The organism is Phyllobacterium sp. MT110 (assembly GCF_058792715.1).
Window position 1 is genome coordinate 45,461 of record NZ_JBXAFE010000005.1, and the last position, 16,885, is coordinate 62,345.

21 protein-coding genes are annotated in these 16,885 nt (G+C 61.2%); 14 read left to right on the forward strand and 7 right to left on the reverse strand.

Annotation, left to right across the window (positions count from 1 at the left end; all coding sequences use genetic code 11):
• The first annotated feature begins 65 nt into the window (after positions 1-65).
• Positions 66-1,460: a bifunctional phosphopantothenoylcysteine decarboxylase/phosphopantothenate--cysteine ligase CoaBC gene (gene coaBC, locus AC1Q5O_RS19960; RefSeq protein WP_492565383.1), complete on the forward strand. Its 1,395-nt coding sequence runs from the start codon at positions 66-68 to the stop codon at positions 1,458-1,460.
• 105 nt (positions 1,461-1,565) lie between these two features.
• On the forward strand, positions 1,566-2,102 hold the full coding sequence (locus AC1Q5O_RS19965; protein WP_492565385.1) for a GNAT family N-acetyltransferase: 537 nt from the start codon (positions 1,566-1,568) through the stop codon (positions 2,100-2,102).
• Positions 2,103-2,127: 25 nt separating this feature from the next.
• On the opposite strand, the gene AC1Q5O_RS19970 is transcribed toward AC1Q5O_RS19965, so the two are convergent.
• From AC1Q5O_RS19970 to AC1Q5O_RS19985, 4 genes are all read right to left on the reverse strand, one after another.
• Positions 2,128-2,493 (reverse strand): hypothetical protein, encoded by a 366-nt coding sequence (locus AC1Q5O_RS19970; RefSeq protein ID WP_492565387.1) that lies wholly within the window; start codon positions 2,491-2,493, stop codon positions 2,128-2,130.
• A 52-nt stretch (positions 2,494-2,545) separates the two neighbouring features.
• Positions 2,546-3,091: an SRPBCC family protein gene (locus AC1Q5O_RS19975; protein WP_492565389.1), complete on the reverse strand. Its 546-nt coding sequence runs from the start codon at positions 3,089-3,091 to the stop codon at positions 2,546-2,548.
• Between the two features lie 4 nt (positions 3,092-3,095).
• Positions 3,096-3,494 carry an ArsR/SmtB family transcription factor gene (locus tag AC1Q5O_RS19980; protein ID WP_492565391.1) on the reverse strand — a complete coding sequence of 133 codons (399 nt, stop codon included), beginning with the start codon at positions 3,492-3,494 and terminating at the stop codon, positions 3,096-3,098.
• Between the two features lie 110 nt (positions 3,495-3,604).
• Positions 3,605-5,194, reverse strand: a complete 1,590-nt coding sequence (locus AC1Q5O_RS19985; protein ID WP_492565393.1) for a peptide chain release factor 3 — start codon at positions 5,192-5,194, stop codon at positions 3,605-3,607.
• A gap of 169 nt (positions 5,195-5,363) precedes the next feature.
• Here AC1Q5O_RS19985 and AC1Q5O_RS19990 point away from each other — a divergent pair, with 169 nt between their 5' ends.
• Both AC1Q5O_RS19990 and AC1Q5O_RS19995 read left to right on the forward strand, forming a co-directional pair.
• Positions 5,364-5,645, forward strand: a complete 282-nt coding sequence (locus tag AC1Q5O_RS19990) for a type II toxin-antitoxin system RelE/ParE family toxin (protein ID WP_403177316.1) — start codon at positions 5,364-5,366, stop codon at positions 5,643-5,645.
• Positions 5,646-5,669: 24 nt separating this feature from the next.
• Positions 5,670-5,987 carry a HigA family addiction module antitoxin gene (locus tag AC1Q5O_RS19995; RefSeq protein ID WP_492565395.1) on the forward strand — a complete coding sequence of 106 codons (318 nt, stop codon included), beginning with the start codon at positions 5,670-5,672 and terminating at the stop codon, positions 5,985-5,987.
• 15 nt (positions 5,988-6,002) lie between these two features.
• On the opposite strand, the gene AC1Q5O_RS20000 is transcribed toward AC1Q5O_RS19995, so the two are convergent.
• Positions 6,003-6,812 (reverse strand): class II glutamine amidotransferase, encoded by an 810-nt coding sequence (locus tag AC1Q5O_RS20000; RefSeq protein ID WP_492565397.1) that lies wholly within the window; start codon positions 6,810-6,812, stop codon positions 6,003-6,005.
• Between the two features lie 162 nt (positions 6,813-6,974).
• Here AC1Q5O_RS20000 and dut point away from each other — a divergent pair, with 162 nt between their 5' ends.
• The 8 genes from dut (at position 6,975) to AC1Q5O_RS20040 (ending at position 12,624) form a co-directional block, all read left to right on the forward strand.
• Positions 6,975-7,460 (forward strand): dUTP diphosphatase, encoded by a 486-nt coding sequence (gene dut / locus AC1Q5O_RS20005; RefSeq protein WP_223612312.1) that lies wholly within the window; start codon positions 6,975-6,977, stop codon positions 7,458-7,460.
• Positions 7,461-7,475: 15 nt separating this feature from the next.
• Positions 7,476-8,294, forward strand: a complete 819-nt coding sequence (locus AC1Q5O_RS20010; RefSeq protein ID WP_464662238.1) for an isocitrate lyase/PEP mutase family protein — start codon at positions 7,476-7,478, stop codon at positions 8,292-8,294.
• A 2-nt stretch (positions 8,295-8,296) separates the two neighbouring features.
• Positions 8,297-8,953, forward strand: a complete 657-nt coding sequence (locus tag AC1Q5O_RS20015; RefSeq protein WP_288192605.1) for an HAD family hydrolase — start codon at positions 8,297-8,299, stop codon at positions 8,951-8,953.
• Entirely contained in the window at positions 8,953-9,957 is a 1,005-nt protein-coding gene (locus AC1Q5O_RS20020) for a proline racemase family protein (RefSeq protein WP_464662239.1), read from the forward strand. The genes AC1Q5O_RS20015 and AC1Q5O_RS20020 overlap by 1 nt, the downstream gene beginning before the upstream one ends.
• A 108-nt stretch (positions 9,958-10,065) precedes the next feature.
• Entirely contained in the window at positions 10,066-10,686 is a 621-nt protein-coding gene (locus AC1Q5O_RS20025) for a LysE family translocator (protein ID WP_492565402.1), read from the forward strand.
• Between the two features lie 137 nt (positions 10,687-10,823).
• Entirely contained in the window at positions 10,824-11,798 is a 975-nt protein-coding gene (cysK, locus tag AC1Q5O_RS20030) for a cysteine synthase A (RefSeq protein ID WP_346308396.1), read from the forward strand.
• A 152-nt stretch (positions 11,799-11,950) separates the two neighbouring features.
• Positions 11,951-12,280 carry an NIPSNAP family protein gene (locus AC1Q5O_RS20035; RefSeq protein WP_472462000.1) on the forward strand — a complete coding sequence of 110 codons (330 nt, stop codon included), beginning with the start codon at positions 11,951-11,953 and terminating at the stop codon, positions 12,278-12,280.
• A complete protein-coding gene (locus AC1Q5O_RS20040) occupies positions 12,277-12,624 on the forward strand; it encodes an antibiotic biosynthesis monooxygenase family protein (protein WP_403169135.1) in 348 nt (115 codons plus the stop codon). The genes AC1Q5O_RS20035 and AC1Q5O_RS20040 overlap by 4 nt, the downstream gene beginning before the upstream one ends.
• On the opposite strand, the gene AC1Q5O_RS20045 is transcribed toward AC1Q5O_RS20040, so the two are convergent.
• Entirely contained in the window at positions 12,615-12,749 is a 135-nt protein-coding gene (locus tag AC1Q5O_RS20045; RefSeq protein WP_264319104.1) for a hypothetical protein, read from the reverse strand. The genes AC1Q5O_RS20040 and AC1Q5O_RS20045 overlap by 10 nt on opposite strands.
• Before the next feature lie 249 nt (positions 12,750-12,998).
• Positions 12,999-13,982, reverse strand: coding sequence for an iron exporter MbfA (mbfA, locus tag AC1Q5O_RS20050; protein ID WP_105733908.1), 984 nt, complete (start codon positions 13,980-13,982; stop codon positions 12,999-13,001).
• A gap of 154 nt (positions 13,983-14,136) precedes the next feature.
• On the opposite strand from mbfA, the gene AC1Q5O_RS20055 reads away from it, so the two are divergent.
• Positions 14,137-15,120: a threonine ammonia-lyase gene (locus AC1Q5O_RS20055; protein WP_492565824.1), complete on the forward strand. Its 984-nt coding sequence runs from the start codon at positions 14,137-14,139 to the stop codon at positions 15,118-15,120.
• A 220-nt stretch (positions 15,121-15,340) separates the two neighbouring features.
• Complete coding sequence (locus tag AC1Q5O_RS20060) at positions 15,341-16,702, forward strand: cytochrome ubiquinol oxidase subunit I (protein WP_492565408.1); 1,362 nt, start codon at positions 15,341-15,343, stop codon at positions 16,700-16,702.
• The last annotated feature ends 183 nt before the right edge of the window (positions 16,703-16,885 follow it).

A 16,885-nucleotide genomic window follows, 5' to 3' on the forward strand; every position in this document is an offset into this window, starting at 1 on the left:
AAACTGCGCTAGTGTGATTGCAATGATTGCATTTGATGCGATCAATCCATGGAGAGTGCAATCATATGGCCAGCATCACCATCCGCAATCTCGATGATGCGACCAAGGAAAAGCTGCGGCTGCGCGCCGCCGCCCACGGCCGGTCGATGGAGGAGGAGGTGCGCCTCCTGCTTGCGGCACTGGATGTGCATGCGGGCCCTTCCATCACCCAGGTCTCGGCACCTTCATCAGCGTTGGCTGCCGGACCGCTTGCGGGGCAGCATATTCTTCTCATCATCGGCGGCGGCATTGCCGCCTATAAATGCCTCGACCTGATCCGCCGCCTGCGCGAGCGCGGTGCGCATGTGCGCCCGGTGCTGACCAAGGCAGCGGAAGAATTTGTCACGCCCCTGTCCGTCGGTGCACTGGCCGCGGACAAGGTCTTTACCGACCTGTTCTCCCGCGAGGACGAGCACGATGTCGGGCATATCCGCCTGTCGCGCGAAGCGGATCTCATTGTCGTTGCCCCGGCAACGGCGGATCTCATGGCAAAAATGGCGGGCGGTCTGGCCAATGATCTGGCCTCGGCGGTGCTGCTGGCAACCGACAAGCCCGTCCTGATCGCCCCGGCCATGAATCCGAAAATGTGGAATCATCCCGCAACCCGGCGCAACCGAACGACCCTTGCCAATGACGGCATCCGCTTTGTCGGGCCGAACAGCGGCGAGATGGCCGAAAGCGGCGAGGCGGGCGCCGGGCGCATGGCCGAGCCGTTGGAGATCGTCGCCGCGATTGAAACACTGCTGGATATCAGGCCGAAACCGCTTGCCGGCAAGACCATTGTCATGACCTCCGGCCCGACGCATGAGCCCATCGATCCCGTGCGCTACATCGCCAATCGTTCTTCCGGCAAGCAGGGCCATGCCATCGCCGCTGCGCTGGCGCGGCTGGGGGCGACGGTGCATCTGGTCTCCGGGCCGGTCACGATTGCGGACCCCGAGGGCGTGTTCGTCACCCATGTGGAATCCGCGCGCGACATGCGCGATGCCGTGGAACGGTTGCTGCCCGCAGATGCGGCGGTCATGGTTGCGGCGGTCGCCGACTGGCGCACGGCAAACGAAGCGGGCGAAAAGATCAAGAAGCAGCCGGGCGCGGCGGCCCCAGCCCTGCAGATGGTGGAAAACCCCGATATTCTCGCCGGGGTCGGGAACAGCAGGCAACGCCCGCGCCTCGTGGTGGGCTTTGCTGCGGAGACTCAGGACCTGCTCGCCAATGCGCGGAAGAAGCTCGACAAGAAGGGTGCCGACTGGATCGTTGCCAATGATGTCAGCCACGCCACCGGGGTGATGGGCGGCGACCGCAATGCGGTGCGCATTGTCACGCGTTCCGGCGTCGAAGAATGGCCCGACATGAGCAAGGAAGAGGTAGCGGAACGGCTGGCCGCCCGGATCGCTGCCGCCTTGCAGACGATCGAGGTATGATGCCGGAACGCCAGAAAGGTAAGCATCTGCTTACTTTTCAAGTCATTTGACTTGATGAACAATAATCTCCAGAAAACGCAAATCATTGTTGAAGACGGAATCCCCATGACCGCCACCACGACGCCCATCGTTGAAACCGAACGCCTCATTCTGCGCGCACACAGGCTGGACGATTTTGAAGCGCTGCACAGCCTGTGGACGCAACCGGCGGTTTATGAATTCATTTCGGGCAAGCCGTCGACCCGCGAGGCCTCCTGGGGCCGGCTGCTCAAATATGCCGGTCTCTGGACCCTGAACGGTTATGGGTTCTGGGCGGTCGAAGACAAGGCTACGGGCCGCTATGTCGGCGATATCGGCTTTGCCAATTTCCTGCGTGATATCGAACCGCCCTTTGGCGACACGCCGGAGATGGGCTGGGTCCTCGCACCGGAAATCCACGGCAAGGGCTATGCCAGTGAAGCGCTTGCGGCGGCTGCGGCGTGGGGCGACGGTTTTTTCAAGCAGGACCGGGCCCTGTGCATCATTTCGCCGGAAAACACCGCTTCGCTCCGGGTAGCGGAAAAGACCGGCTTCGGCCGGATTGGCACGGCCGATTATACCGGCGAAACGGTCCTGCTGCTCGAGCGCAGGTTCAAGCGCTGACCGGGCAATAGTAGCCGGTCTGCGCTTACCACCCTTCACCCTTCTGCGATATGTGGTGGACGATCTGGCAGGGACTGGTAATCCAGAAATCCCGGTGACCCTCCGGCAGCGCCTCGATTGCGTCGCAGCGGACAACGCCGGCAGCGTTCAGGTGTACCGCAGCCGCACCGGCATCGTCGGCGGCAATTTCCAGCCACAGTTCCGCCTGGCTCATGCCGGGCATCCGGTCGATCCACAGCTGGTTCGAACCGAAATGGAACCCGACATGGGGAGGGTGGTTGTCGAGGGGTTTCAGGCCGATCACATCGCGGTAGAAGGCGACCGTTGCCTCATACTGGTGCGGCGGAACTTTCATGGCGATGTTGTGGTTGCCTTCATAGCGCGGTTTCATGCGTATCATCCTTCCGGTAATGTGGTGCGCCAGCATTGACGCAGCAAAAATGTCATGCGGGCAGCGCCCTGTCATATTCAGCCTCGAGGTGCTCCATCTTCGCCCAGAAATCGGCGGTTTCGGCCCCGTTCAGCACATTGATCAGCACGCTCAGATGCGTGTGCCAGCCGCTGGCGACGCTGACCATGGCGCCATGATCGGCGAGACGGCTGTGGGTGAGGGTCAGCAGAGTGTCGTCGCCGGCCGCCTGCAGCTCAAAACTCACCTCCGATGCCGTGCCATTGCCCTCTTCCCATGTGAAGGACAGGTATGTCGGCGGCTCGCAGCGTATGACCTTCCCGACATTGCGGTGGCCTTCATATTTCCGGTACTTTTCCGGGGTGGGCGCGGTGGACAGTTCGGAATGGCGGAAGGTCAGTTCCACCGGTCCGCCGGCATGGCCCGCCATCGGCCCCTTGGCGAGCCATTTGCCGCGCTTTTCCGCGTCGGTGAGATAGGCCCATACGCGCTCCACCGGACCGGGAAGCAGCCGTTCGATGCGAACGGTGCGTGGGGCTGTTGCAATGCCGAGCTGGTCGTTTCCCTGATGCAGGCTCATCATTCTACTCCTTGGTATCCTGTTTGGATTTGGGGGCCTTGCGGGCCCCGTGTTTCGCCGTGTCGGCAAGCGCACGGTCCTCCGCGCGCAGAATGTCTTCCAGATCGTCGAGCCGTTCCTGCCAGAACTGCTCGTAGTAGCGCAGCCATTCCTGCGCTTCGGCCAGCCGGGCCGCCTGCAGGGCGCAGACGTGGGTCCGGCCTTGCACGTGCCGCCGCACCAGCCCGGCCGCTTCGAGCACCTTGATGTGCTTGGATGCGCCGGCGAGCGACATGTTGAACGGCGTCGCCAGTTCGCTGACGGTGCGTTCGCTGGTCGACAGCCGGTGCAGCATGGCTCTCCGCGTCGGGTCGGAGAGGGCATGGAAAACGGCGTCGAGCGTGGGTGTGCTATATTCAACCATAAGGTTTAATATAGCCGCGCGATTTCAATTGTCAACCATTTGGTTGAATAAATGCGCGAGGCCGGTCAGGGTGACGAACGGCGGTCAGTCCGGTTGAAGGGTGAGCGGGCTCAGGCGGCCTTTTCGCGGACCTGATAATCCTTGATCGCGGCGAAGCGGATGGCCTTCCAGCGCTCTGCCTCATAGGACAGCGAGAAGGAATTCTGCGCCAGGAACACCGGATCATTGTCGAGATCGTGGGCGATATCGGCCCGGTGCGCGTTGACGAAGCGCTGCAGCTCCGCCGGGTCATCGGCCGAAATCCAGCGCGCAATGGTGAAGCGTGCGGGCTCGAAGCCGACGGGAAGCGTATATTCGACTTTCAGCCGTTCGGTCAGGACGTCGATCTGCAGGGCGCCGACCACGCCGACGATGGCGGGCGAACCGTCATCGGGCAGGAACAGCTGGACAACGCCTTCTTCCGCCATCTGCTGCAGCGCCTCGCGCAGTTTTTTCGCCTTCATCGCATCGTCGAGCCGCACGCGGCGCAGGATTTCAGGGGCAAAGTTCGGCACGCCGCGGAACAGGATGTCTTCGCCTTCCGTCAGCGTGTCGCCGATGCGCAAGGTGCCATGGTTGGGAATGCCCACCACATCGCCGGCCCAGGCCTCGTCGGCAATCTGGCGGCTGCGGGCGAAGAAGAACTGCGGTGCCGACAGGCTCATCGGCTTGCCGGTGCGTACCAGCTTGGCTTTCATGCCGCGCGACAGTTTGCCGGAGCACACGCGCAGGAAGGCGATGCGGTCGCGATGGTTCGGGTCCATGTTGGCCTGGATCTTGAAGACAAATCCGGTCATCTTGTCTTCGGTCGCTTCAACGCGGCGGATATCGGCATCCTGCGCGCGCGGGCTCGGTCCGAAATCGCAGAAGGCTTCGATCAGGTCGCGCACGCCGTAATTGCGCAGCGCCGAGCCGAAATAGACCGGCGTCATATGGCCTTCGCGGAATGACTGCAGATCGAAGGGATTGCAGGCATCGCGCGCCAGGGTCACCTCGTCGATCCACGCCTGGCGTTCGTTCTCGGGCAGCAGGCCGGAGGCACCGGCGGCTTCCGGTCCGTTGACCGGTGTCGGCTTTTCCTCTTCATCGCGGCGCCGCACGGTATTGTCTTGCAGGTTGTAGGTGCCGGCAAAGCTCTTGCCGCGGCCGATCGGCCAGGTGATCGGGGCGGTGTCGAGCGCCAGTTTCTGCTCGATTTCGTCGAGGATTTCGTAGGGGTCGCGGCTTTCCCGGTCCATCTTGTTGACGAAGGTGACGATCGGAATATCGCGCATGCGGCAGACTTCGAAGAGTTTCAGCGTCCGCGCCTCGATACCCTTGGCGGCGTCGATGACCATGACGGCGCTGTCGACGGCGGTGAGTGTGCGGTAGGTGTCGTCGGCGAAATCTTCGTGGCCGGGCGTATCCAGAAGGTTGAAGATGCAGTCCTTGTACTCGAAGGTCATCACCGAGGTGACGACCGAGATGCCGCGATCCCGTTCGATGTTCATCCAGTCGGAGCGGGTCTGGATACGGTCCTTCTTGGCCTTGACCTCGCCGGCAAGCTGGATCGCTCCGCCGAACAGCAGCAGCTTTTCGGTCAGCGTGGTTTTACCGGCGTCCGGGTGCGCGATGATCGCAAAGGTACGGCGTTTGGAAACGGGATGGTCGGCAGAAGACATGAAGCGGCTCAAATTTCGTAATCGTAGGGTTGCGCGCCTTCTATCAGCCGGAGGCCCTGCCGTCGACTGTCAATTCTAAGGCGTCTTATACGAAGGTTGTATCACGGCGTGATACATTTTGTTTGACCGGTGAATGCGTGGCGGTAGAATAGCTGCATTTGAGGCGATAATGATATGTTCATTCAAGGACAAATGGACGGAGGCGATTTTACACGGGGTAGCTCCGAGAGGGTTTCCGGAAATCGTGCTTCAACGCGCTCGTCGCAAGCTTACCATGATCCAGCATGCGACCTCACTTAAGGATCTCCTTGCGCCGCCCGCCAATCGCTTGGAAGCCCTTCAAGGGGATCGAAAGGGACAACATTCGATCCGTATCAATGACCAATGGCGGGTCTGTTTCATTTGGACAGAGGCGGGCGCCAAGCAGGTTGAAATTACGGATTATCACTAGGTCTAGACTCCGGAAGGAAAAAGCATGTTGAGCAAAAACGGTTTACCTCCCATCCATCCCGGTGAAATTATACGGGAGGAGTTTCTCGAACCCTTGAAGATGAGCGCCGGTGCCTTGGCGAAAGCGCTGCATGTTCCGCGGACGCGTATCGAACGTCTGGTTGCGGAGAAGACGGCGGTCACTCCCGATACGGCGCTGCGGCTGGGAAAATATTTCAACACGTCCGCAGAGTTTTGGCTGAACATGCAGATGTCCTACGATCTCAAGATCGAAACCCGCGACAAGCAAACTGAAATCGACAGGATCGTCGCGCTCAAGCGCAAAGCCGACAAAGCGGCGTAGTCAAAATTTTGAAATTTACACGTTCTCCAGCACGGGACCGGACTTTTCCTGTGCCATGAACGGCTCGATGGCGATGCGCTTGCTGTTCTTGACGGTCACGAAACTGTTCGGCGGCACCGGCATCCAGTTTTCCGCTTCTCCGTCCAGCGGTTCCGAGACGACGCACAGGCCCGAGCTGGGTGAGAGCGTCGCCGTATAGAGCGTCGGGGCAAAGCGGTCGGTGGCGTAGCGCACCGCGTAGAGCTGCGTCCCGTCGGAAAACGCTGCTGTCAGCCGGATGAAGGGCGGCACGCCGGCGCGCTCCGCCTCGGCGGTGATGACATTGACCGTCTCCACCAGCGATTGTGCCGGGTCCTTGTCGAGGCCGTGCTGCAGCATCAGCAAGAAAATCAGCTCCGAATCCGTCGATCCCAGTTTCTGCACATAGAGCGCATCGTCGAGCTTGGCTTCCAGCCCGCGCCGCAGCCGGTCGAAATGGCCGATCTGCCCATTGTGCATGAAACTCCATTGGCCCGAGACGAACGGATGGCAATTGGTCCGGCTGGTCGAGCCGCCGGTGGAGGCGCGCACATGGGCGAGAAACAGGTGCGACCGGATTTGCCGCGACAGGCTCTTCAGGTTCTGGTCGGACCAGGCAGGGAGAATATCGCGGTAAAGGCCGGGTTCCGGCCGCTCGCCATACCAGGCAACGCCGAAACCATCGCCATTGGTGCGGGTCTTGGCCTCGTGCGCATCATGGCTCTGGGCGATCAGCGAATGGCAGGGCGAAGCAATGACATCTTCGAGATAAAGCTGAGGTCCGAGATAGGCTGCCCATCGACACATGATTCACCCGATTCACTCTTGATCCGACTGACAATAGCGCGTCGCGCGGCGCTTGGGAATCGTCAGGTTCAGCCACTGCTAGATAGAGATTGTGTGTAAACAATGATCCGGACAAATCTTGTGAGTTGACCAATCCGGCGGACTGGTGAAAAAGGTGACCTCATGTCTCAATCATCCGATTCCGCACGTCACGTGCATCCCGCTCTCGGTCTTGTCCGGTTGCCGCATGGGCGGGACCTCGATTTGCCCGCCTATGAAACCCCCGGCTCGGCCGGAATGGACCTGCGCGCCGCAGTGCCCGAGGACCGTCCGCTGCTGCTTTTGCCCGGCCGCCGCGCCCTGGTGCCGACCGGTCTCGTCTTTGAAATCCCGCAAGGCTATGAAGCGCAGGTAAGGCCGCGCTCCGGCCTTGCCCTCAAGCATGGAATTACCTGCCTCAACACGCCGGGGACCATTGATTCCGACTACCGGGGTGAGGTAAAAGTAATCCTGATCAATCTTGGAGATGACGACTTCTACGTCGAGCGTGGCATGCGCATCGCGCAGGTCGTGCTGGCGCCGGTCGTGCAGCTCGAGGTTGAAGAACGGCAGCATGCCAGCGAAACGGCACGCGGTGCCGGAGGGTTCGGGTCAACGGGCACGTCGTAATCGCGGGAGGATAGCATGGACAAGGGCAAGGTTTTCCGTCAGCTGCATCAGGGACCGGAAATTCTGTTGATGCCCAATCCATGGGATCCCGGTACGACCCGGTTCCTCGCGTCGCTCGGCTTCAAGGCGCTGGCCACCAGCAGCGCCGGGTTTGCCTTTTCGCGCGCTCTGCCCGATGGCGGCGTCGCCTTCGATGTCATGATGCAGCATTGCCGCGATCTCGTGGCGGCAACGGATCTGCCCATTTCCGGCGATCTGGAAAAGGGCAAGGGTGACAGCGCCGACAGCGCCGGCGAGACCATCTTCGCCGCCGAAGCCGCCGGTCTTGCCGGCTGCTCCATCGAGGATTTTTCCGGCGATGCGGACAAGCCGATCTATGATTTCGACCATGCGGTCGAGCGTGTCTACGCGGCGGCGGAAGCTGCACGGGCGCTGAAGAGCGATTTCGTCTTCACGGCGCGTGCCGAGAATTTCCTGCATGGCCGTGCCGATCTCGATGACACGATCAAGCGGTTGCAGGCTTTTGAACGGGCCGGTGCCGATGTGCTTTTTGCGCCCGGCATTTCGGATCTCGAGAGCATCCGCACGATCTGTGCCTCCGTGTCGAAGCCGGTCAATGTCCTGGCGCCGGCGTCATTGAGCGTCAGCGAACTCAAATCGATCGGCGTGCGCCGCGTTTCGCTCGGGCCGCGGCTGACCACTGCCGCCTTCACCGCCATTCGCGATGCGGCCCGCGAAGTGCTCGACAAGGGCACGTTCGAATTCTCAAAAACCGGCGTGACGTTCGGGGAGCTGCAAAAGCTCTACGCGCAGGACGCAGACAAGGAAGATTAAGCATGACTCGCCCCGATCTGGTGATTTTCGACTGTGACGGGGTCCTGGTCGATACCGAAGCCCTTGCCAATCAGCATCTGATCAAGATGCTCAATGCCGCGGGCTATCCCATCACCTTCGATGAGGCGCGCAAGAACCTCTGCGGCATGCCGATGCGCGCGGTGAAGGAGAAGGTCGAGGCGCAAGGCTATTCTCTTGGCGACGATTTTGTCGAGCGCTGGTATCAGGCCATTCCCGTCATTTTCGAAAACGGCGTTGAAGCCATCCCGCACATCGAAACGGTCATCGATGCCGTGAAAGAAGCGCAACTGTCCTACTGCGTGGCCTCCTCCGCCAATGTGGAAAAAATGCACCTGACGCTGGGGAAAACCGGGCTGATCGGCCATTTCCACGATGTGCTGTACAGTGCATCCATGGTGGCGCGCGGCAAGCCGTTCCCCGATCTCTTCCTGCATGCGGCACGGCAGATGGGAGTCGAGCCGTCCCGCTCGGTGGTGATCGAGGACAGCGTGGCGGGAACAACGGCGGGAACGGCGGCCGGCATGCGGGTGTTTTCCTATTGCGGCGATGCGCATGCCGACCATGAAGGTCTCGTGGCGGCGGGTGGTATCCTGTTTGACGACATGCGCAAGCTGCCCGCGCTTCTGGGCATCGCCTGATGGCCGCGCCGCTCAGCGTCGTCGACATGCACACGGGCGGCGAGCCCCTGCGCATCATCACCGGCGGCTATCCCGTCCTGCCGAAGGGCACGATCCTGGAGAAGCGCGCCTATGTCCGGGACAATCTCGACCATCTCCGCAAAATCCTGATGTTCGAGCCGCGCGGCCATTTCGACATGTATGGCGCGCTGCTGGTCGAACCGAACCTGCCCGGCGCCGATCTTGCCGTGCTGTTCATGCACAATGAGGGCTATTCGACCATGTGCGGCCACGCCATTATCGCGCTAGGCCGCTATGCCATCGATTATGGCCTTGTAGAGAAGGTCGAGCCGGTTACGACCGTCCGCATCGAATGCCCCTGCGGCATGGTGGTCGCCTCCGTCGAGGTGAAGGACGGCAAGTCCGCCAGCGTCTCCTTCGAAAGCGTCCCGGCCTTTCTGTTTGCCGGGGACCGGACCATCCATCTGCCGCCCTATGGCGACGTGACGTTCGACGTGGCCTATGGCGGCGCCTATTACGCGCTCGCCCATTGCAGCCAGTTCGGCCTTGAATTCGGCCGCGATCCCGCGCGCAAATTCATCGAGGCGGCAACATTGCTCACCGAAGCGGTGAAGGACGCCGTGCCGCTGGCGCACCCGGATCACAGCGACCTTGCCTTTCTCTATGGTTCCATCCTCACCGACGGTCTCGACGGTTGGTCGGAAGCGCCGACAAGGAATGTCTGCATTTTCGCCGATGCCCAGCTCGACCGCTCGCCGACCGGTTCCGGCGTGACGGCGCGGCTGGCTGCCATGCACGCCAAGGGCCAGATTCATGCCACCGAAGCGCGGATTTTCGAAAGCATTGTCGGCTCGCGTTTTGCCGGGGCTGTCGCCTCGCTCACCAGGGCGGGAACCTTCGACGCCATCACGGCGCGTGTCTCCGGCCACGCCTATTACAGCGGCAAGGCGGAGTTCATCGTTGAAGACGATGATCCGCTGGGACGGGGATTTCTGGTACTCTAGGTCGCACAGCCTCAAAAAATGACGAATGCAGCAATCAACCAAACCCGATTGCCAGTGCGGAAAATCGGCGTATTCTCCCGCCGCACGGATTTCACGCAGAGATTGATCATGACACTTGCCGGTTTCATCGCCTATTCGGGCGCCCTTGCCATTGCCGCCGCCATTCCCGGGCCCGGACTCACCGCCCTCATCGCGCGGGCGCTCGGCTCCGGTTTCCGCTCGGCCCTGTTCATGTCGCTCGGCCTCGTCCTCGGCGATCTGACCTATCTGACAGCCGTGGTGCTCGGCCTTTCCATGGTGGCGCAGACGTTCGGAACACTGTTTCTGCTGATCAAATGGGCGGGTGTGGTCTATCTCGCCTATCTCGCCTGGAGTTTCTGGACCGCGGGAATTTCCGCCGAAAAGATTGAAGCCAGGCGCGGCAGCGGCGGGGCTCTCGCCAGCGTGCTTTCCGGGCTTGCGGTTACCCTCGGCAATCCGAAGACCATGATCTTCTATATCGCCCTGACGCCGACGCTGATCGATCTGCACGCGATCACCCCGACCGATTATGCCCTGCTCGCCTGCGTAACGGTTGTGACGCTGCTTGTCGTGCTGGTGCCCTATCTCGCGCTTGCATCCAAGGCACGCTGGTTCCTGCAATCGCCGCGCGCGCTGAAACGGCTGAACCGCACCGCCGCCGCATTCATGGCGGGCGCTGCACTCGCTATCGCCGGCCGGGCGCCCTGACCGTAGAATTTTATTCTAAGGCTGTAGGTATATTGGCATGAAATTCCCGTGATCGGGCTGTTTATGCATAGGCTCGACTATGAATTTTCAAGCTCGCGCCATAAGATGGCTGCCACAGCAATTGAGGGAGCATTTCCATGAGCACGAGTGATGCGCGCAAACCCGGCCGCGGCCGTATCTACAATTCCATTGTCGATACCATCGGCGATACGCCGATTATCCGTCTTGATAAGCTGGCAAAGGATCAGGGTGTCGAAGCCAATCTGTTGGCCAAGCTCGAATTCTTCAATCCGATTGCCAGTGTCAAGGATCGCATCGGCGTCGCGCTGATCGAATCGCTGGAAGCACAGGGCAAGGCAACGCCCGGCAAGACGACATTCGTCGAGCCGACCTCCGGCAATACCGGTATTGCGCTGGCGTTTGCCGCCGCCGCCAAGGGCTACCGTCTCATTCTCACCATGCCGGAAACCATGTCGGTCGAGCGCCGCAAGATGCTCAAGCTGCTCGGTGCCGAACTGGTTCTGACCGAGGGCGCCAAGGGTATGAAGGGCGCCATCGCCAAGGCCAATGAACTGGTGGAAACCACGCCCGATGCGGTCATTCCCGGCCAGTTCGACAATCCGGCCAACCCCGAGATTCACCGCAGGACCACCGCCGAGGAAATCTGGAACGATACGGACGGCAAGGTCGATATCTTTGTGTCGGGCATTGGCACCGGCGGCACCATCACCGGTGTCGGCCAGGTCCTGAAGCAGCGCAAGCCGGACGTGCGCATCGTTGCGGTCGAGCCGAAGGATTCGCCGGTTCTATCAGGCGGCAATCCCGGCCCGCACAAGATTCAGGGCATCGGTGCCGGTTTCGCGCCGCAGGTGCTCGACACGCACATCTACGACGAGGTCATTCAGGTCTCCAATGAGGATGCCTTCACCTATGCCCGCCTGGTGGCCAAGCTCGAAGGCGTGCCGGTCGGCATTTCCTCCGGCGCCGCGCTCACGGCGGCTATCGAGCTCGGCAAGCGTCCGGAAAACAAGGGCAAGAATATCGTCGTGATCATTCCGTCCTTTGCTGAACGGTATTTGTCGACTGCACTCTTCGACGGCCTCGACGCCTGATAGAACCGATACTTTTTTGCAACCAGCCCCGCCGCGCGCCAAATGCCTGGCGGGGCTGACTGTTTTGCGGCCGCGATAGTTCGGCCGTGATCGAAGCATCGGGTCATCCGGCTGCTCTAAAACAGGCCAATCCACACGAAGGAGCGGCCGTCATGAGCATCACCTGCATTATCAAATATGAAATCGACCCCTACCAGAAGGATGCGTTCGAGCACTATGCACGCACCTGGAACGAGGCGATCCCGCGCTGCGGCGCCGACCTGATCGGCTATTTCGCCCCGCATGAGGGGTCGGCCACATTGGCCTACGGGATTTACACCATCGAGGATCTGGCGGCCTATGAGGCGTACCGGGCAAAATTGATGGCCGATCCGCTGGGCCGCGCCAATTACGAATTTTCGCGCGAACGGAAATTCATCCGCCGCGAGGACCGCACGTTCCTGCGCCGGGTTACTGGAAACAATGGGGAATTGATCCGATGATTGCTGTGATTTTCGAAGTGGAACCGAGGGAAGGCCACGAGAAAGATTATTTCGAGCGGGCGGCGAATTTGCGCCCGCTTCTGGAAAAGATGGACGGCTTCATTTCCGTCGAACGGTTCCGCAGTCTTGCCAACGAGAACCGCTATCTCTCCCTGTCGTTCTGGCGCGACGAAGCCTCAGTTGCGGCTTGGCGCCAGACCGAGGAACATCGCGCTGCCCAGAGCGCTGGCCGCGCCGAAATCTTTGCCGATTACCGGCTGCGGATTGCGGCTGTTATGCGTGACTATGGCTTGCGAGCCCGTGATGAGGCTCCGTCTGACGCGCGCGTTTACCATCATGCCTGACCGTGGTTGCGCTGTGCACAGGCGGGGCCGGGGCCGCGCATGTAATGGCGTTCCGGCCGGTAGGACGGTGCAATGAATTCACGGACGACGCGAAGCGTATCGCGCAGTTGAACGAGCATGGTCATATCTTCATTTCCTGAATCTCGATCGCCCGAAAAAATCGGTTAGCGATCATTTAGCTAAAATTTAACCGATAAATATGAACGCTTGCTGAATACCGATGGTTAAGGCCCGGTGAATTCATGGAAAATTAGCTTTAACACTTGAGGCAGGCTGTAATTTCCCGGTTGAAAAGCCAAAAAGAAACCCGGTGTTAACCACCGGGTTTTGTCAATTCTGATTCGTTTGCAAGACCCGCCTGCATGCGCCGGTCGTCACGCATTGCCGATGAGAATGCCCGTGGCCAGGACGAGGCTGCCGCCCAGCACCACCTGTATCGCCGCCCGGAAGAACGGCGTTTCCATATATTTGTGCTGGATATAGGCAATCGCCCAAAGCTCGACGAAAACCACCAGTGCGGCGATCGTCGTGGCCGTCCAGAAATCCGGGATCAGGTAGGGCAGGGCATGGCCCAGGCCGCCGATCGCCGTCATCAGGCCGTTGGCGAGGCCGCGCTTCAGCGGCGATCCGCGCCCTGACAGCTTGCCGTCATCATGGGCGGCTTCGGTGAAGCCCATCGAGATGCCGGCACCGAGCGAGGCGGAGAGGCCGACCAGAAATGTCTGCCAGGTGTCCTGGGTTGCGAAGGCCGCCGCAAAAATCGGCGCAAGCGTCGAGACGGAGCCATCCATCAGCCCCGCCAGCCCCGGCTGGACATAGGTGAGCAGGAACTGCCGTTTTTCCGTCAGCTTCTCGTCCTGTTGCACCGCATCGGGCGTGTGCTGTTCGCCCAGCCGGTGCGCCAGCGATTCGTGGGTTTTCTCGGCAATGGCAAGATCCCCGAGCAGTTTGCGCGTCGAGGCGTCGCTGACCAGCTTCACCGCTTCCGTGTAGAAGCGGTAGGCCTGCTCCTCCATTTTCTCCGCCATCTCGCGCACCTTGTCGATGCCGAGCGGCCGCACCAGCCAGTCCGGCTTGCGCTCGAGATAGCCGCGCACATGTTCGCGCCGGATCAGCGGAATGCGGTCGCCGAAGCGCTCGCGGTGCATGTCGATGAGCGCCTGCCGGTGCAGGTTTTCCTCCTCCGCCATGTCCTCGAAGACTTTGGCGCTCTGCGGGAAATCGTCCCGCAGCCCGTCGGCATAGGCAAGGTAGATCCGCGCATCGTCTTCTTCCGATGAAATGGCGAGCGCGAGGAGCTGCTGTTCCGACAATTCGTTGAGTTCGTGGCGGCGGGGACCGAAGAAGCGGCTGAGCATGACACTGTCCTAATTTAGAATAATTCTAAACTATAGAAAGCAGGCGCGCTTTTCAAGAGGGTGCCCGGGACAATGATGACAATGATTTGGATGCCGAAACGCTGCGCCGGTGCTATGAATGGCCAGACCCGCCCATTCAGCAGCCGAGGACATGATGAACGCGTTCGCCATTGCCAATACCGATATCGTCGATGCCGCCATCCGGCTCAAGGGCCAGCTTGTCGCCACCCGGCTGATCGAGTCGGAAGCGCTCAATGCCAAATATGGCGCGCGCATCCTGTTCAAGCCGGAATGCCTGCAGCGAACCGGCTCGTTCAAGTTCCGCGGCGCCTACAACCGCATCAGCCAGATGACGGCGGACGAGCGCAAGCGCGGCATCGTCGCCTTTTCCTCCGGCAACCATGCGCAGGGCGTGGCAAGCTCCGCCCAGCTTTTCGGCATCAAGGCTGTCATCATCATGCCATCCGATGCACCGCAGTTGAAAATTGCCAATACGAGATCCTATGGCGCTGACGTCGTGCTCTATGACCGTTACAAGCAGAGCCGGGAGGAGATCGCGGCTGAGTATATCAACGGGCGCGGCATGATCCTGGTGCCGCCCTATGACGATCCCGCGATCATGGCCGGGCAAGGCACGATCGGCATCGAGCTGATCGACGAAGCGGAGGAACGCGGCATTGTCTTCGACGACCTGTTCGTGCCGAGCGGCGGCGGCGGGCTGATCAGCGGCATTTCCGTTGCCGTCAAGGCGCGTTCCCCGCACACCCGCATCTGGGGTGTCGAGCCCGATCATTTCGACGATCTGCGCCGGTCGCTCGCGGCCGGCAGGCAGGTTGCCAACGAGCCGGGCTACCGCTCGATCTGCGATGCGATCCTGACCCAGCAGCCGGGTGACCTGACCTTCCCGATCAACAAGCAGAACCTGGCGGGTGGCGTCGCGGTTTCCGATAAAGCGGTTGCTGCCGCCATGCGCGATGCGGCGACCTATCTCAAGGTGATTGTCGAGCCCGGCGGCTGCGTCGGCCTTGCCGGCGTGGCGGCGCGGGCGGACGAGCTGCAAGGCAAGACGGTTGCCGTGGTCCTGTCTGGCGGCAATGTGGACCTGGATATCTATGGCGGGCTGATCGCCGCGGCATAAGGGCAAAGGCCCGATTTGCATGGCAATTGTGCGTGGTTCGACAAGCTCACCATGAGGGATGTGGTTTGGCTGCAAGCCAATCGCCAGCGTTGCTAAATCTGGCTCCCTGCAATCCTCGCCCTCCCTCATGGTGAGCTTGTCGAACCACGCACGCGACAGCATGTCTACTTCTCACGCCGTCCGTTCGGGTGACATATGTCCGCAGCGAAAGGACGCCGTCATGGATCCGTTCATTCTGTCGAGAATACAATTCGCTGCGAATATCTCGTTCCATATCCTGTTCCCGACGATCACCATCGCGCTCGGCTGGGTGCTGCTGTATTTCAAGCTGCGCTATCGCCGGTCCAGCGACGAAGGCTGGATGAAGGCCTACCATTTCTGGGTCAAGGTTTTCGCCCTGTCCTTCGCTTTCGGCGTCGTGTCCGGCGTGACCATGAGCTTCCAGTTCGGCACCAACTGGCCGGGCTATATGGAGACGGTGGGTAATATCGCCGGCCCGCTGCTGGCCTATGAAATTCTCACCGCCTTCTTTCTCGAGGCGGCCTTTCTCGGCATCATGCTGTTCGGATTCCGCCGCGTGTCCAACCGTATCCACACGCTGGCCACCCTGCTTGTCGCCTTCGGCACGACGGTGTCGGCATTCTGGATCATTGCGCTGAATTCCTGGATGCAGACGCCCGATGGTTTCGAGATGCGCGGCGGCAAGGCCTTTGCCACCGATTGGGCCGCCATCATCTTCAACCCGTCCATGCCCTACCGGCTTGTGCACATGCTGCTCGCATCGGGGCTCACCGTATCCTTTCTGATCTCGGGCCTGTCCGCCCTGCGCTGGCTGCTGGGCGACCGCAGCGATGCCATGGGCAAAGCCCTGCGCACCGGCGTTTATCTCGCCGCGGTGCTCATCCCGGTGCAGATCGTCGCGGGCGAACAGCACGGGCTGAACACGCTGGCGCATCAGCCGCAGAAGATCGCGGCGATCGAAGCCAACTGGCAAACCCGCTCCCATGTGCCGTTGCTGTTGTTTGCTATCCCTGACGAGACGACACGCGAAAATCGTGTCGAGGTCGCGGTGCCGGATGGTGCCAGCCTGATCCTGCGGCACGACGCTGCGGGTGCCGTGCCCGGCCTCGACCAGTTCGCGGGTAATCACCCGCCGGTTCTGCCGCTGTTTTTCGCCTTCCGCATCATGGTTGGCACCGGCATCCTGATGCTGCTGGTATCGTGGACAGCCGCCTGGATGCTGTGGCGGCGCGGCACGCTCATGCGGCCGCTCGCGCTCGTGCTGGTGCCGATGGCGCTGTCCGGCTGGGTGGCAACGCTGGCCGGCTGGTACACGGCGGAGATCGGCCGCCAGCCCTGGCTGGTCAACGGCGTGCTCAAAGCGGCCGACGCGCTCGGGCCGGTGCCAGCCGGTACGGTCGCCGCGTCGCTTGCGGCCTATCTCATCGTCTATGCCGTGCTGCTGCTGGCCTATATCGGCGTGATCCTGCGGCTGGCGGTCAAGGCCGCCCGCGAGGGCGACCGGCAGCCGGAACCGGGCGTCGAGGACCAGCCGCTGGGCCAGCCGGTGCGGGGGAGTTGATGATGCATTCTTTCACACCTCACCCCCCTCTGGGCTGCCGCCCATCTCCCCCACAAGGGGGGAGATCACATCCACATCAACGCTTTTGCTTATTTTGCAATGTCTCAGAACTATTCGAAACAGCTGTGATAGCTGATCTCCCCCCTTGTGGGGGAGATGTCCGGCAGGACAGAGGGGGGTGTT

What these genes read in the sequence shown, in the direction of transcription:
- coaBC (WP_492565383.1), top strand. Translation starts at nt 66, where the DNA reads ATGGCCAGCATCACCATCCGCAATCTCGATGATGCGACCAAGGAAAAG.
- AC1Q5O_RS19965 (WP_492565385.1), top strand. Translation starts at nt 1,566, where the DNA reads ATGACCGCCACCACGACGCCCATCGTTGAAACCGAACGCCTCATTCTG.
- AC1Q5O_RS19970 (WP_492565387.1), bottom strand. Translation starts at nt 2,493, where the DNA reads ATGAAACCGCGCTATGAAGGCAACCACAACATCGCCATGAAAGTTCCG.
- AC1Q5O_RS19975 (WP_492565389.1), bottom strand. Translation starts at nt 3,091, where the DNA reads ATGAGCCTGCATCAGGGAAACGACCAGCTCGGCATTGCAACAGCCCCA.
- AC1Q5O_RS19980 (WP_492565391.1), bottom strand. Translation starts at nt 3,494, where the DNA reads ATGGTTGAATATAGCACACCCACGCTCGACGCCGTTTTCCATGCCCTC.
- AC1Q5O_RS19985 (WP_492565393.1), bottom strand. Translation starts at nt 5,194, where the DNA reads ATGTCTTCTGCCGACCATCCCGTTTCCAAACGCCGTACCTTTGCGATC.
- AC1Q5O_RS19990 (WP_403177316.1), top strand. Translation starts at nt 5,364, where the DNA reads ATGATATGTTCATTCAAGGACAAATGGACGGAGGCGATTTTACACGGG.
- AC1Q5O_RS19995 (WP_492565395.1), top strand. Translation starts at nt 5,670, where the DNA reads ATGTTGAGCAAAAACGGTTTACCTCCCATCCATCCCGGTGAAATTATA.
- AC1Q5O_RS20000 (WP_492565397.1), bottom strand. Translation starts at nt 6,812, where the DNA reads ATGTGTCGATGGGCAGCCTATCTCGGACCTCAGCTTTATCTCGAAGAT.
- dut (WP_223612312.1), top strand. Translation starts at nt 6,975, where the DNA reads ATGTCTCAATCATCCGATTCCGCACGTCACGTGCATCCCGCTCTCGGT.
- AC1Q5O_RS20010 (WP_464662238.1), top strand. Translation starts at nt 7,476, where the DNA reads ATGGACAAGGGCAAGGTTTTCCGTCAGCTGCATCAGGGACCGGAAATT.
- AC1Q5O_RS20015 (WP_288192605.1), top strand. Translation starts at nt 8,297, where the DNA reads ATGACTCGCCCCGATCTGGTGATTTTCGACTGTGACGGGGTCCTGGTC.
- AC1Q5O_RS20020 (WP_464662239.1), top strand. Translation starts at nt 8,953, where the DNA reads ATGGCCGCGCCGCTCAGCGTCGTCGACATGCACACGGGCGGCGAGCCC.
- AC1Q5O_RS20025 (WP_492565402.1), top strand. Translation starts at nt 10,066, where the DNA reads ATGACACTTGCCGGTTTCATCGCCTATTCGGGCGCCCTTGCCATTGCC.
- cysK (WP_346308396.1), top strand. Translation starts at nt 10,824, where the DNA reads ATGAGCACGAGTGATGCGCGCAAACCCGGCCGCGGCCGTATCTACAAT.
- AC1Q5O_RS20035 (WP_472462000.1), top strand. Translation starts at nt 11,951, where the DNA reads ATGAGCATCACCTGCATTATCAAATATGAAATCGACCCCTACCAGAAG.
- AC1Q5O_RS20040 (WP_403169135.1), top strand. Translation starts at nt 12,277, where the DNA reads ATGATTGCTGTGATTTTCGAAGTGGAACCGAGGGAAGGCCACGAGAAA.
- AC1Q5O_RS20045 (WP_264319104.1), bottom strand. Translation starts at nt 12,749, where the DNA reads ATGACCATGCTCGTTCAACTGCGCGATACGCTTCGCGTCGTCCGTGAA.
- mbfA (WP_105733908.1), bottom strand. Translation starts at nt 13,982, where the DNA reads ATGCTCAGCCGCTTCTTCGGTCCCCGCCGCCACGAACTCAACGAATTG.
- AC1Q5O_RS20055 (WP_492565824.1), top strand. Translation starts at nt 14,137, where the DNA reads ATGAACGCGTTCGCCATTGCCAATACCGATATCGTCGATGCCGCCATC.
- AC1Q5O_RS20060 (WP_492565408.1), top strand. Translation starts at nt 15,341, where the DNA reads ATGGATCCGTTCATTCTGTCGAGAATACAATTCGCTGCGAATATCTCG.